This window comes from Pseudomonas sp. NFACC25 (assembly GCF_900100935.1).
In the GTDB taxonomy this organism is placed as follows: Bacteria; Pseudomonadota; Gammaproteobacteria; order Pseudomonadales; family Pseudomonadaceae; genus Aquipseudomonas; species Aquipseudomonas marginalis.
Genome location: NZ_FMUC01000016.1, coordinates 39,194 through 53,622 on the forward strand (window position 1 = coordinate 39,194; position 14,429 = coordinate 53,622).

A 14,429-nucleotide genomic window follows, 5' to 3' on the forward strand; every position below is an offset into this window, starting at 1 on the left:
GCGCAAGGCTTATCTCCAAAGGCATAGCCCTTTTTCCAGATTGAGAAGATTTTCCCCATAGGAAAGTATCTCTCCCAACAGGAAACAAAACTCACCGTGGAGAGCCCCCATGACCCACACCCGCAGCCGCCCCATCGTGGTGATGCAATCAGCCGCCGCCAGCGCAGGGTTCATCAGCGAACTGCACATGCCCGTGCTGTTGAACGGCGAACACCCCGACTTTGCGCGACGCCTGCAACAGGCGCTGGCCAGCGCCACCGTGGGCTGCCGGCTCTACCTGCTGGGCGACGAAGCCTTTATCTGGCGTGTGCACGGCGAGGCCCGCGCCGCTGGCCTGGAAGACGACGAGATCGACATGACCTGCACCACACCCGGCCTGCGCCAGGTGTATTGCGCACACTGCGGCCTGACCCAGGCGGCCGGGCCGGAGCCGCTGTTGAACTGCATCGGCTGCCACGTCGGGCTGGAGGTCCGCACGCATTTTTCCCGGCGCCTGGGGGCGTATCTCGGCGTGTGCATCAACCCCGACCAGCCCTACGCGGGGTTCCAGCCATGAGCGCGGCCCTCAAGGTCCAGGTCAGCGCCGCACGCATGCTCACGCCGGTGGTGCGCGAATTCACCCTGACGCCCGCCACGGGCAGCCTGCCCGGCTTCTCGCCCGGCAGCCATGTGCAGGTGCACCTGCCGCTGGCCGAAGGCACGGTGCGCAACGCCTATTCACTCACCAGCGACCCGGCGCAGCCCCAGCACTACCGCATCGCCGTGCGCCTGCAAGACGCCTCGCGCGGTGGCTCGCAGTACCTGCACAGGCAGGTGCAGGTCGGCGACACCTTGCAGATTTCACCACCGGCCAATCTGTTCGCACCCCATGGCACCGCGCGCCTGCATATCCTCATCGCCGCCGGGATCGGGATCACGCCGTTCATGGCCTATATCGCCGCGATGGAACAACAGCAGGCCGACTTCGAACTGCATTACCTGTTCCGCCGGGGCCTCAGCGACGCCTATCTCGACGAGCTGCAACAGCGTCTCGGCCCGCGCCTGCACACCTACGACCGGCGCCCGGACCTTAACCCAATCCTCGGCAACCGGCCGCTGGGCAGCCACGTCTACACCTGCGGTCCGCAGCCCTTGCTCGAGGCGGTTGAGCAACACGCTGCACGCCTCGGTTGGCCGAGCAGACGTGTGCATTCGGAAGCCTTCAAGGGCGCACAACCCGGCCAGCCATTCGACCTGCAGCTGCTGCGCAGCGGCCGGCGCCTGCGGGTCGAGGCCGAGCAAAGCCTGCTCGAAGCCCTGGAACACGCCGGACTACAGGTGCCCAACCTGTGCCGTGGCGGGGTCTGCGGCCAGTGCATCACACGCCACCAGGGCGGCGCCATCGAACACCGCGACAGCTTCCTCAGCCCGGCCGAGCAGGCCGACTTTCTGATGCCCTGCGTCTCGCGCGGCAGCGGCCCCTGCGTTTCGCTGGACCTATAGGAGTGAGTGCCATGCCCCTGCAAACGAGCCCCGTGCTGAGCTATCGCGACGATTTCAGCTTTCGCAACAGCCCGGCAGCGATCCGGCGTTTCCCCTTTCCCTTTATCGAGGACAGCTACCTGTACTCGGTAAACATCGAACCGGCCATCTCCCGCGACCCCGGCTCGATCTATGAGCACGCCTTCGACATCGACGAGCACTACCGCTCGGAAATGGCCGAGCGCGCCCTGGTGCTGGACAAGGACCCGCGCCGCTACCTGGTGATGCCCCACATGCAAGTGGCGGCCTGGGATGCGCTGCAGATGATCATGGAGCACCTGGCCGCCGACTACCCGCAGGCGTTCAGCCTGACGCAAAACGGCGAGCGCTGGCAGTGGCGCAACCACCTGCTGGACATCGACCAGGCCTTCATCTTCGGCGATGCCAGCAGCCTGCCCTGCGCGCCGCTGGAGTACATCGGCCGCCAGGTGCAGGGGGATTTCGCCCTGCTCGACCAGCGCGACGGCGACCTGTACATGGACGCCGGCCTGGTCACCAGCCCGGCCGACTGGTCGCTGGCGTTCGACGCCGGCATGAGTTTCAAGCAATGGCACGCACCGGTGCCCATGGCCCATCAGATGGGCGTGTTCGAACGGGCGCTGAAGTACCTGCTCAACCTGCAGGTCGGCCAGCCGGTACGGCGCTTGAACTGGACCCTGACCATCAACCCGCGCCTGGATTCGTCGCCGGAAACCTTCCATGAGTGGGGCGCCGATCGCGGCCGGATCACTGCGCAGAATGTCGGCCAGCAGGTGCACCTGCGGGTCGAGCTGCAAGTGATGGCGCGCCTGCCGCGCAGCCACGCGGTGATGTTCAGCATCCGCACCTACCTGATCAGCCTGGACGATCTGGTCACACAACCCGGCTGGGGCTGTCGCCTGCACCGCGTGCTGCGCGACCTGCCCGACCCCATCGCCGACTACAAGGGCATGACCCGCTACCGCCATACGCTGGTCGAGTGGCTGAGCCAGTTCGACCCACAGGCCTGACGCCCCTTCTTCTACGACAAGGAACCTCACATGACCCACTCATGGCGTATTTCTGCATTGGCCGACCGGCACCGCGCCCTCGGCTCCCACCTCGAAGACTGGAACGGCATGGGCACTGCCTGGACCTACAGCAGTGACCTCGCCGACCACCACCAGGCGATCCGCACCCGCGCCGGCCTGATGGACGTATCCGGCCTGAAAAAAGTCCATTACGTGGGGCCCCACGCCGAGAGCCTGTTGCAGTGGGCCACCACCCGCGACATCGCCAAGCTCTACCCCGGCAAATCGGTGTATGCCTCGATGCTCGATGAGGACGGCAAGTTCGTCGATGACTGCATCGTCTACCGCACCGGCCCCAACGCGTTCATGGTGGTGCATGGCGCCGGCACCGGGCATGAAATGCTCGTGCGCTCGGCCCAGGGCCGGCAAGTGGCGGTGCTGTTCGATGACGACCTGCACGACCTGTCGCTGCAAGGTCCGCTGGCGGTGGATTTCCTCGCCGAACACGTGCCCGGCATCCGCCAGCTGGCGTACTTCCACCACCTGCAAACCCGCCTGTTCGACCGCCCGGTGATGATCTCGCGCACCGGCTACACCGGCGAACGTGGCTATGAGATTTTCTGCAAGGCCGCCGATGCGCCGTTCCTGTGGGACAGCATCCTCGAACAAGGCGCGAGCCTGGGGATCATTCCCTGCGCCTTCACCGCCCTGGACTGGTTGCGGGTGGAAAGCTCGCTGATGTTTTTCCCCTACGACAACTCGCAGATGTACCCCTTCGCCGACCAGAAGGCCGGCGACACCCTCTGGGAAATGGGCCTGGACTTCACTGTTTCACCTGGCAAGAACGCCTTCCGTGGCGCCGAAGAACACCTGCGCCTGCGCGGCCAGGAGCGCTTCAAGATCACCGGCGTGCTGCTTGAGGGCGTCCGCGCCGCCGAGGCCGGCGACACCGTGTGGCAGGGCAACCAGCAAGTCGGCGTGATCACCTGCGGCATGTATTCGCGCCTGAGCAAACGCTCGATGGCCATCGCGCGCATGAGCGTCGCCTGTTCCGAACCCGGTATTGCCTTGCAGGTTCGCGGCAGCCTCGAGGCCAGCGCCAGCACCCACGCCCTGCCCTTCGACGACCCGCAAAAAACCAAGCGCACGGCCAAGGGCTGAGCCTTCCTTCACGCAATTCAGGAGCCTTCGATGGACGCCTCCCGCGAACATTACATCCTCAAGATCACCTGCCCGGCGGCGTCCGGGATTGTCGCCGCGATCAGCGCGTGCCTGGCCCAACAGCAGTGCTACATCAGCGAGCTGGCGCAGTTCGACGATGAGTTCACCGGGCAGTTTTTCATGCGCGCGGTGTTCCGTTTCAACACCGGCGTGAGCGGCGACGTCGGCGCCCTGCGCAAAGGCCTCGGCGACCTGGCCGGTGGCTTCGACATGCACTGGCAGTTGTTCAGCTCGCGCCAACCGACCCGCGTACTGCTGATGGTCAGCAAGTTCGACCACTGCCTCACCGACCTGCTCTACCGCCACCGCAAGGGCGAGATGGACATGCACATCACCGCCGTGGTCTCCAACCACCTGGACCTGCGGGCGATGGCCGAACGCGAAGGCATCCGCTTCATCTACCTGCCGATCACCCAGGACACCAAGGCCGGCCAGGAAGCCGAGCTGATGCGCATCGTCGAAGACACCCAGACCGACCTGGTGGTGCTCGCGCGCTACATGCAGATCCTGTCCGACGGCCTGTGCCAGCAACTGTCGGGCCGGGCGATCAATATCCACCACTCGTTCCTCCCAGGGTTCAAGGGCGCCAAGCCCTACCACCAGGCCTATGACCGTGGCGTCAAGCTGATCGGCGCCACCGCCCACTACGTCACCAGCGACCTGGATGAGGGCCCGATCATCGAGCAGGAAATCCAGCGCGTCGATCATACCCACCTGCCCGACTCGCTGGTCGCTATCGGCCGTGACACCGAAACCGTGGCCCTTTCCAAAGCCCTGAAATACCACCTGGAACACCGGGTGTTCATCAACCAGGACAAGACAGTGATCTTTCGCTGAAACCTTCAGGAGGCACGCTCATGACCCTACGTGTTGCAATCATCGGCGCCGGCCCATGCGGCCTGGCGCAACTTCGCGCGTTCCAGTCGGCCCGTGACAAAGGCGCCGCCATCCCTGAGCTGGTGTGCTTTGAAAAACAGCAGGACTGGGGCGGCATGTGGAACTACACCTGGCGCACCGGCCTCGACGAGAACGGCGAGCCGGTGCACGGCAGCATGTACCGCTACCTGTGGTCCAACGGCCCCAAGGAATGCCTGGAGTTCGCCGACTACACCTTCGAAGAGCATTTCGGCCGACCCATCGGTTCCTACCCGCCGCGTGAAGTGCTGTGGGACTACATCAAGGGCCGCGTGGAAAAGGCCGGCGTGCGCGACTACATCCGCTTCAACAATGTGGTGCGCCAAGTCACCTTCGACGAACAGAGCCAGCGCTTCACCCTCTACGCCCACGACTACACCAGCGACACCTTGACCTGCGAAACATTCGACTACGTGATCAACGCCTGCGGCCACTTCTCCACGCCCAAGGTGCCGTACTTCGAAGGCTTCGAACAGTTCGCCGGGCGCATCCTGCATGCCCACGATTTCCGCGAGGCGCTGGAGTTCAAGGACAAGGACCTGCTGATCGTCGGCAGCAGCTATTCGGCCGAGGACATCGGCTCGCAATGCTACAAATACGGCGCGCGCAGCATCACCAGTTGCTACCGCAGCGCGCCCATGGGCTATGCCTGGCCGGATAACTGGGAAGAAAAACCGCTGCTCCAGCGCCTGGAAAACAACCGCGCGTACTTTGTCGATGGCAGCAGCAAGCACATCGACGCGGTGATCCTGTGCACCGGCTACAAGCACCACTTCCCGTTCCTGCCCGATGCACTGAGCCTCAAGACCGACAACCGCCTGTGGCCGATGAACCTCTACAAGGGCGTGTTCTGGGAACCCAACCCCCGCCTGGTCTACCTCGGCATGCAGGACCAGTGGTACTCCTTCAACATGTTCGACGCCCAGGCCTGGTATGCCCGCGACGTGATCCTCGGGCGCATTCAGTTGCCCGGCCACGCCGACATGGTCGCCGACAGCCAAGCGTGGCACGCACGGGAACAGGCCCTGGAAACCAACCAGCAGATGTTCGAGTACCAGGGCGCCTATATCCAGCAACTGGTGGACGCCACCGACTACCCGAATTTCGACATCGCCGCCGTCAACGAAACCTTCCTGCACTGGAAGCACGACAAGGCGGAAAACATCATGGGCTATCGCGACAAGTCCTATCGCTCGCTGATGACCGGCACCCAGTCGCCGCCGCACCACACGCCGTGGTTGCAGGCCCTGGATGACTCGATGGCGGCGTACCTGGGCGAGCCCGCGACACCCATCAAGTCGGTCGGCTGATGATGAATGCACCGCGTGTTTCCCATCCCCGCGAACCCGGGCTGTTTGCCCGCGCGCCGAACCTGGAACGCTACCGCGTGGCCGCCGGCGGCGTGACCCTGGTCGACTTGCAGCCCGGCGACGGCCTGCAAGTGATCGACGTCGAAGGCCGGCAAACCTGCGCACTGCTGGCCCTCGACACCGGTGGCCGCAGCGCCCTGGCGAGCTGGGGCCTGAGCGGGTCAACGGCGTGCAGCGTGCCTGGGCGTATCGGCCAGGCGCTCCAGCGGCGCGGCATCGATGCACAGGCCTTGCCGCTGGCGGCCTCGCTGTGGGACGCCGACAGCCCGCCCGGCCACAGCCGACAGTTTGTCGCCGAGGACGCGCTGCTGGTGATCGTCGCCGCACCCGCCGAGGCCACCGCCGTCGACCGACAATACCGGCCCAGCGAGCTGCGTCTGATAGTGACGCGGGCCAATCCGTCGCCGCTGCTGCTGCCGGCTCTGCCCGAGCCGTTGGGCGAAGTACTCGACGAATTCACCCTGCGCGCGGGCACCGCCCACGGCTACACCGTCGCCAAAGGGCAGTACATCCAGGTGCTGGACGTCGCGGGCCGCCAGTGTTCGGACTTCGTCGCCCTCGACCGGCGCGCCCTGGATCGCGGCGTCGAGCTGGACCTGGACCAGACCGTCACGCGCACCCTGAACGGCAGCGCCTACCCGGCACCGGGGCTGTTCTCGAAGTTTTTCGACCGCCATATGCAACCGATGCTGGAGGTGGTGCAAGACACCGTCGGGCGCCACGATTCATTCGCCCTGGCCTGCGCGGCGCGCTACTACGAAACCCATGGCTATTTCGGGCACGACAACTGCAGCGACAACCTCAGCCGCGTCCTCGCCCCCCATGGCGTGCAGGCGCGCAACGGCTGGCCGGCGATCAATTTCTTCTTCAACACCGGTATCGATGCGCACCAGCAGATGACCCTGGATGAACCCTGGTCACGGCCCGGCGATTACGTGCTGCTGCGGGCCATGACCGACCTGCTGTGTGGCAGTACCTCGTGCCCGGATGACATTGACCCGGCCAATGGCTGGAACCCGACCGACATCCATGTCCGCATCTACAGCGAGAAGGAGCGTTTTTCCATCGCCATGAGCACTCGAACCACGGCGGATGCCGACCCGATCCTCACCCGTGAGTCCGCGTTTCACTCACGTACCCGCGCCCTCACCGGCAGCTTCACCGACTACCGCAATTGGTGGCTGCCGCTGCGCTACGACGGTTACGGCGTCACCGAGGAATACCTCGGTTGCCGCGAACGGGTGGCGGTGATGGACCTGACTGCCCTGCGCAAATTCGAAATCATCGGCCCCGACGCCGAAGCCCTGTTGCAGTACTGCCTGACCCGCGACATACGGCGCCTGGCGGTGGGCCAGGTGGTGTATTCGGCGATGTGCCACGCCCACGGCGGCATGCTCGACGACGGTACCCTGCTGCGCCTGGGCCCGGACAACTTCCGCTGGATCTGCGGCGAAGACTACGCCGGCGTGTGGTTGCGCGAGCAGGCACAGAAACTGGGCATGAAGGTGTGGGTCAAGTCCGCCAGCGAGCAGATTCACAACCTGGCGGTGCAGGGGCCGCTGAGTCGCGAGCTGCTCAAGCAGATGGTCTGGACCCCGCCCACACAACCGAGTGTGGAGACCCTCGGCTGGTTTCGCTTCCTGGTCGGTCGATTGGACGGTTTCGACGGCTGCCCGTTGATGATTTCGCGCACCGGCTACACCGGCGAACTGGGCTTTGAGGTGTGGTGCCAGCCCGAAGACGCCGAACGGGTCTGGGACCGCATCTGGCAACTCGGCCAACCCTTGGGCCTGGTGCCCCTGGGCCTGGAAGCCCTGGACCTGCTGCGCATCGAAGCCGGGCTGATTTTCGCCGGCTACGAGTTCAGCGATCAGACCGATCCGTTCGAGGCCGGTATCGGTTTCAGCGTGCCGCTCAAGAGCAAGACCGACGACTTTATCGGGCGTGACGCCCTGCTGCGGCGCAGTGCCCATCCCAGCCACAAGCTCGTTGGCCTGCACCTGAGCGGCAACGAGGCCGCCCACCATGGCGACCCGGTGTACCAGGGCCGGGCCCAGGTCGGGGTGATCACCAGTGCCTGCCGCTCACCGCTGCTGGCCAGCAATATCGCACTGTGCCGGGTCGACGTGAGCTGCGCCGAGCCCGGCACTGAACTTGAGATTGGCAAAGTCGATGGCCTGCAGAAGCGCATCAGCGCCACGGTCAGCGCAGCGATTTTCTACGACCCGGACAAAAGCCGGGTGCGTAGCTGATCGTCCCGAAACGTGTGTGCCACCCCATTTTGACTGCCCCAACCTAACCGCTATTCAGACATGGGAATACGAAGATGGAAGCGACGACGTTCGAGGCTGTACCGCAGGCTGCCGGCTCGGTGGGCAGCCTGCACCGCAAGATCGACTGGCGCGGGGCCTTCTGGGTCGCCAGTGGCGTGCCCGCGCTGGTGTTGTTCTCCATCGGTGCGATTGCCGCCACGGTGGGCAAACCGGCATGGATCGTGTGGATCGTGTCGATCCTGTTCGGGTTTATCCAGGCCTTCACCTATGCCGAGATCGCCGGGCTGTTCCCGCACAAATCCGGCGGCGCCTCGGTGTACGGCGCGGTGGCCTGGGTGCGCTACAGCAAGCTGATCGCACCGGTGTCGGTGTGGTGCAACTGGCTGGCCTGGTCGCCGGTGCTGTCCATCGGTTCGGGGCTGGCGGCGGGGTATATCCTCACGGCGCTGTTTCCCGCCGATGCGTTGATCAACACCTGGCAACTGACCCTGCTGGACCTGGGCTGGGTCAAGAGCGGCCTGTCGTTGCGCATCAACGCGACGTTCGCCATTGGTTTGTTGATTTTGCTCACGGTGTTTGCCGTGCAGCACGGCGGCATCCTGCGGTCGGCGCGCCTGACCCTGGTGCTCGGCGTCACCTCGTTGATTCCGCTGCTGCTGGTGGGCGTGGTGCCGTTGTTCACCGGGGATGCGGCCCAGGCCAACTTCCTGCCGCTGTACCCCCTGGCCCATGACGCGGCCGGGCAAGTCATCGATGGGCCGTGGGATATGTCCGGCTGGTCACTGATGGCCGGTGGGCTGTTCATGGCGGCGTGGTCCACCTACGGCTTTGAAACGGCGGTGTGCTACACCCGTGAGTTCAAGGACCCCAAGCGCGACACCTTCAAGGCGATCTTCTACGCCGGCCTGCTGTGCATCCTGGTGTTCACCCTGGTGCCGCTGGCATTTCAAGGCAGCCTCGGGCTGGGCCAACTGGTGACGCCGGCGGTGCTCGACGCCAGTGGCGCAATCGTGACGCCCGCGGTGTACAGCGGCCTGCTCTCGCCCGCGATCTACAGCGGCATGGGCGTTGGCCAGGTGTTGGCCGACAGCATCGGCGGCGGCAAGGTGGTGGCCAATATCGTATTGATCATGCTGGTGCTGGCGACGTTGCTGGCGATCATGACCTCGATGTCCGGTTCGTCGCGCACCCTGTACCAGGCCTCGGTGGATGGCTGGCTGCCCAAGTACCTGGGGCGCACCAACGAACATGGCGCGCCGACAGCGGCAATGTGGACCGACCTGTCGTTCAACCTGCTGCTGTTGCTGATGTCGGACTACGTGTTCGTACTTGCGGCGTCCAACGTCAGCTACATCATCTTCAACTTCCTCAACCTCAATGCCGGCTGGATCCACCGCCTGGACCGCCCCGACTGGGTGCGTCCGTACAAAGCCCCCACCGTGCTGCTGGCGGCTGGCGCCGTGCTGAGCTTCGTCAACCTGGCCTGCATGGGCCTGGGCGCGGACATCTGGGGCGCAGGCACGCTGGTCACCGGCCTGCTGTTGGCGCTGCTGATCCTGCCGGTGTTCTGCTACCGCCACTATGTACAGGACAAGGGCCGCTTCCCCGCCGCCATGCTCACCGACCTGTATATCCAGGCCGATGACGGCCAGCGCCGCGCCGGCTGGCTGCCCTATGCCACGCTGGTCGCCGGTGTGCTGGTGGTGTATGCCTGCCATCAACTGGTAGCCTGAGCCTTCCGGCCTGCCTATGGCTGAGGGATTCTTATCCCTCAGCGCCTTATTTCCCCAGACAACGGTGACGCTTTTGACCAGCTCTCTCCCCACGCCTGCCCGCGATATCGACGGCAAGGCCATCTCTGCCCAGGTGCTCGACGAGGTTCGCGAAGAGGTCCTGCTGCTAGCCTCGCAGCAAATCTACCCGGCCCTGGCGGTATTGCTGGTGGGCGATGACCCGGCCAGCCACGTCTACGTGCGTAATAAGCTGCTGCGGGCCAAGGAAGTCGGGATTCGCTCCCTGGAATACCGGCTGCCGGAGGATGCCAGCCAGACGCAGGTGCTCGACCTGCTTGCCCAGCTGAATACCGATGCGACGGTCAACGGCATCCTGGTGCAGTTGCCGCTGCCGGCGCATATCGACGAGGCGGCGGTGATCCACGCGATCGACCCGATCAAGGACGTGGATGGCTTCCACCGCGAAAACGTCGGCGGCCTGGTGCAAGGCATCGAAGTGCTCACGCCCTGCACGCCCAGCGGCTGCATGCGCCTGCTGCACGAAACCTGCGGCGACTTGAGCGGCTTGCACGCGGTGGTGATCGGTCGTTCGAACATTGTCGGCAAACCCATGGCAACCCTGCTGCTGCAGGCCAACTGCTCGGTCAGCGTGGTGCACTCGCGCAGCGTCGATGCACCGGCGTTGTGCCGTTTGGCCGACATCGTCGTCGCCGCCGTAGGCCGGCCGCAGTTGATCGATGCCAGTTGGCTCAAGCCCGGCGCAGTGGTCATTGATGTGGGGATCAACCGCATCACCACCGAGACCGGCACACGGTTGGTGGGGGATGTGGACTATGCCAGCGCACGCACCGTAGCCAGCGCGATCACGCCGGTGCCCGGCGGTGTGGGGCCGATGACGATTGCCTACCTGCTGAAGAACACCCTGGTGGCGAGCCAGCTGCAACGCAGCAAAGCAAATGCGGGAGGGGACTTGCCCCCGATGGCCGTGGCTCAGCTACAACCCAGCTGACTGGCAGACCGCTGTCGGCGCATAGGTATCCACAACGGTAACCACGATGCGAAGCGAGCCGCTCTTGCTCTTGCTCTTGCTCTTGCTCTTGCTGTAGATCTTGATCTTGATCTCAGGCGCCCCGTTAACCACGCTGGCCGGAATCCGATAGTGATGTGGGGGGTAAACCGGCAGGGATGCCGGTTTAGCCGCCCCGCGCCATGGATGGCGCGTGGCGGCGGCCCCCCACATCACTGTCGGATTACGGGCACACCGAGCCTGGGCGAGGTGCCGAGTGGTGGGGCAAGAGCCCTTTGCTTACTTTGGGGCTTTTCCAAAGTGAGCCGCCGTAAGGGCGGAACCAATAGCCGCCTTTACCGCAGCAACGGATATGTACTCGATCCGATCCAACATCCTGGTCGGCTGTCAGGCCGCCATCGGGGGCAAGCCCCCTCCCACATTTCAGTCCCGGGGCACCCGTTAGAGAGTCGTCGGCTCCCGAGCCGCCACGGGGCAAGTCGAATCGTCGCACCGCCCCTCCCACATTTTGAGCTGCGTTTACTCAGGGGGAATGATCAGTGGTTGTAGGCCCGCTCATTATGCTCGGCCAGGTCCAACCCCATCTCCTCCACCGACTCATGGGCACGCAAGCCGACCAGGACATTGACCCCCTTGAGGATGATCCAACTGATCACAAAGCAGTACACCGTAGTCAGCAGCACCCCCTTGAGCTGGGCAACCACCTGCCCGCCCATGGTCACACCTTCCACCAGGCCCCCCATGGACGGTACACAGAACACCCCGGTCAACACCGCGCCAATCATCCCGCCAATGCCGTGCAGGCCGAACACGTCAAGGCTGTCGTCGTAGCCGAAACGGCGCTTCAACACCGTCACGCTCAAGTAGCAGAACACCCCGCACAGCAAACCAATGGCCAACGCACCGCCGACGCCCACATAGGCACACGCCGGGGTGATCCCCACCAGGCCGGCCAACGCGCCGCTGGCCAGGCCGAGGGCACTGGGCTTGCCGACCTTGAACCACTCGGTGAACATCCAGCCCAGGATCCCGGCGCAGGCGCCCAACTGAGTGTTGAGCATGACGATGCCCGAGGTGCCGCTGAGGCCGCCACCGGAGCCGATATTGAAGCCGAACCAGCCGACCCAGAGCATCGCCGCACCGGCCATGGTCAGGCTGAGGTTATGCGCCGGCATCGGCGTGTTCTGGTAGCCCTTGCGCTTGCCGAGGATCAGGCACGCAGCGAGCGCAGCCACACCGGCATTGATGTGCACGGCGGTGCCGCCGGCAAAGTCGAGCACGCCCCAGTTATGCATCAAGGCTCCCGAACCGCCCCAGACCATATGCGCCACCGGGGCATAGACCAGGGTGAACCAGATGGCCATGAACAGCAGCGCCGCCGAGAATTTCATGCGTTCGGCAAAGGCGCCGGCGATCAGGGCCGGGGTGATGATGGCGAAGGTCATCTGGAAGGTCACGAACACCCCTTCCGGAATATCCCCCACCAGGCTCTCCGGGGTCATGCCCGCCAGGAAGGCGCGGCTCAGGCCACCGACAAAACTGTTGAAGGTCACCTGCCCTTCGACCATGCCGGTGGTGTCGACCACCATGCTGTAGCCGTAGATCACCCACAGCACGCCCACCAGGCCAGCGATGCCGAAGCACTGGGTGAACAACGAGAGCATGTTTTTCGCACGGACCAGGCCACCGTAGAACAACGCAAGCCCCGGCAAGCACATGAACAGCACCAGCACGGCGGCGGTGACCATCCAGGCGGTGCTGCCGGTGTTCAAGATGGGTGCATCAGCGGCGTACGCCAAGGGTGCAAAGGCACCGGCCACTAATAAACCGAAGAGGGATTTGCCGAGAAGACGATTGACCATGTTCAAAGCTCCTGCAAAAGAAATGGGAAGTACCTGGGTGTAGTGAGCGGGCTTGCCCCGCGCTGGGTGGCGAAGCCGCCCGTAAACCAATCGCCGCATTTCTACCTCAATGAATGCGGCGGCTTTATTGGGGTGGCTTCGCCACCCGGCGCGGGGCAAGCCCGCTCACTACAGGGGCCCGCTAGTAACCGGAACCCGGCACCCAGCTGGTTCCTGCCAGCGGCACCCGCGCCATGGCGGCCGATTCCACCGTCAGCGCCACCAGGTCCTCGGGGTCGAGGTTGTGCAGGTGCGATTTGCCGCACGCACGGGCCATGGTCTGCGCTTCCAGCACCATCACCCGCAGGTAGTTGGCCAACCGCCGCCCGCCTTCCACCGGGTCGAGGCGCTTGGACAGCTCCGGGTCCTGGGTGGTGATGCCGGCCGGGTCGCGGCCGTTCTGCCAGTCGTCGTAGAAGCCGGCGGCCGAGCCGATCTTTTTCAGTTCCGCGTCCAGCCGTGGGTGGTTGTCGCCCAGGGCAATCAGCGCCGCCGTGCCGATGGCGACCGCATCCGCGCCCATCGCCATGGCCTTGGCCACATCGGCACCGTTGCGGATCCCGCCCGACACGATCAACTGGACCTTGCGGTGCATGCCCATCTCTTGCAAAGCCTGTACCGCTTGCGGGATGGCCGACAAAATCGGGATGCCCACATGCTCGATAAACACTTCCTGGGTCGCGGCAGTACCGCCTTGCATACCGTCAAGCACGATCACATCGGCACCGGCCTTGACCGCCAGCTTCACGTCGTAATACGGCCGGCTCGCGCCGATCTTCACGTAGATCGGTTTTTCCCAATCGGTGATTTCGCGCAGCTCGGCAATCTTGATCGCCAGGTCATCAGGGCCGGTCCAGTCCGGGTGGCGGCAGGCGCTGCGCTGGTCCACGCCGATGGGCAAGGTGCGCATGCCGGCCACACGCTCGGTGACTTTCATGCCGAGCAACATGCCGCCGCCGCCGGGCTTGGCGCCCTGGCCGAGGACGATCTCGATGGCGTCGGCCTTGCGCAAATCATCCGGGTTCATGCCGTAGCGTGATGGCAGATACTGATACACCAGGTGCTGGGACTGGCCGCGCTCTTCCGGGGTCATGCCACCGTCACCGGTGGTGGTGCTGGTGCCGGCGATGGTCGCGCCACGGCCCAGGGCTTCCTTGGCGTTGGCCGACAACGCACCGAAGCTCATGCCGGCGATGGTCACCGGGATCTTCAGGTGGATCGGCTTCTTGGCGAAGCGGTTGCCGAGGATCACATCGGTGCCGCACTTCTCGCGATAGCCTTCCAGCGGATAGCGCGACACGCTGGCGCCGAGCAGCAGCAAGTCATCGAAGTGCGGCAGCTTGCGCTTGGTGCCGCCACCGCGAATGTCGTAGATGCCGGTTTCGGCGGCACGCTGGATTTCCTGGATGGTCAGGCGGTCGAAGGTGGCCGACTCGCGCAGGACCGGAGGGGTTTGTTCAGTCATGGTGAAGCTCCTGA

Annotated in this window: 11 protein-coding genes; 9 read left to right on the forward strand and 2 right to left on the reverse strand. The window is 64.7% G+C overall.

What is annotated here, in order from left to right; genetic code table 11:
* Positions 1-109 precede the first annotated feature (109 nt).
* From BLQ09_RS26470 to folD, 9 genes are all read left to right on the forward strand, one after another.
* Positions 110-556, forward strand: a complete 447-nt coding sequence (locus BLQ09_RS26470) for a dimethylamine monooxygenase subunit DmmA family protein (RefSeq protein WP_027603591.1) — start codon at positions 110-112, stop codon at positions 554-556.
* Complete coding sequence (locus BLQ09_RS26475; protein WP_027603590.1) at positions 553-1,482, forward strand: PDR/VanB family oxidoreductase; 930 nt, start codon at positions 553-555, stop codon at positions 1,480-1,482. The genes BLQ09_RS26470 and BLQ09_RS26475 overlap by 4 nt, the downstream gene beginning before the upstream one ends.
* Before the next feature lie 11 nt (positions 1,483-1,493).
* A complete protein-coding gene (locus tag BLQ09_RS26480) occupies positions 1,494-2,510 on the forward strand; it encodes a heme-dependent oxidative N-demethylase family protein (RefSeq protein ID WP_027603589.1) in 1,017 nt (338 codons plus the stop codon).
* Between the two features lie 30 nt (positions 2,511-2,540).
* Complete coding sequence (locus BLQ09_RS26485; protein WP_027603588.1) at positions 2,541-3,671, forward strand: aminomethyl transferase family protein; 1,131 nt, start codon at positions 2,541-2,543, stop codon at positions 3,669-3,671.
* Between the two features lie 30 nt (positions 3,672-3,701).
* Positions 3,702-4,568 carry a formyltetrahydrofolate deformylase gene (purU, locus tag BLQ09_RS26490; RefSeq protein WP_027603587.1) on the forward strand — a complete coding sequence of 289 codons (867 nt, stop codon included), beginning with the start codon at positions 3,702-3,704 and terminating at the stop codon, positions 4,566-4,568.
* Between the two features lie 20 nt (positions 4,569-4,588).
* On the forward strand, positions 4,589-5,956 hold the full coding sequence (locus BLQ09_RS26495) for an NAD(P)-binding domain-containing protein (protein ID WP_092359096.1): 1,368 nt from the start codon (positions 4,589-4,591) through the stop codon (positions 5,954-5,956).
* A 2-nt stretch (positions 5,957-5,958) separates the two neighbouring features.
* A complete protein-coding gene (locus BLQ09_RS26500) occupies positions 5,959-8,268 on the forward strand; it encodes a trimethylamine N-oxide demethylase (RefSeq protein ID WP_092359170.1) in 2,310 nt (769 codons plus the stop codon).
* Positions 8,269-8,342: 74 nt separating this feature from the next.
* Positions 8,343-10,022 carry an APC family permease gene (locus BLQ09_RS26505; RefSeq protein WP_092359098.1) on the forward strand — a complete coding sequence of 560 codons (1,680 nt, stop codon included), beginning with the start codon at positions 8,343-8,345 and terminating at the stop codon, positions 10,020-10,022.
* A 73-nt stretch (positions 10,023-10,095) separates the two neighbouring features.
* Positions 10,096-11,031: a bifunctional methylenetetrahydrofolate dehydrogenase/methenyltetrahydrofolate cyclohydrolase FolD gene (folD, locus tag BLQ09_RS26510; RefSeq protein ID WP_256569228.1), complete on the forward strand. Its 936-nt coding sequence runs from the start codon at positions 10,096-10,098 to the stop codon at positions 11,029-11,031.
* A 554-nt stretch (positions 11,032-11,585) separates the two neighbouring features.
* Here the strand turns inward: folD and BLQ09_RS26515 are convergent.
* Both BLQ09_RS26515 and BLQ09_RS26520 read right to left on the reverse strand, forming a co-directional pair.
* The gene (locus tag BLQ09_RS26515; protein ID WP_092359102.1) at positions 11,586-12,911 is read right to left on the reverse strand and encodes an ammonium transporter; all 1,326 of its coding nucleotides are present in this window, start codon (positions 12,909-12,911) and stop codon (positions 11,586-11,588) included.
* A gap of 181 nt (positions 12,912-13,092) precedes the next feature.
* Complete coding sequence (locus tag BLQ09_RS26520) at positions 13,093-14,415, reverse strand: FMN-binding glutamate synthase family protein (protein WP_027603581.1); 1,323 nt, start codon at positions 14,413-14,415, stop codon at positions 13,093-13,095.
* Between the last annotated feature and the right edge of the window lie 14 nt (positions 14,416-14,429).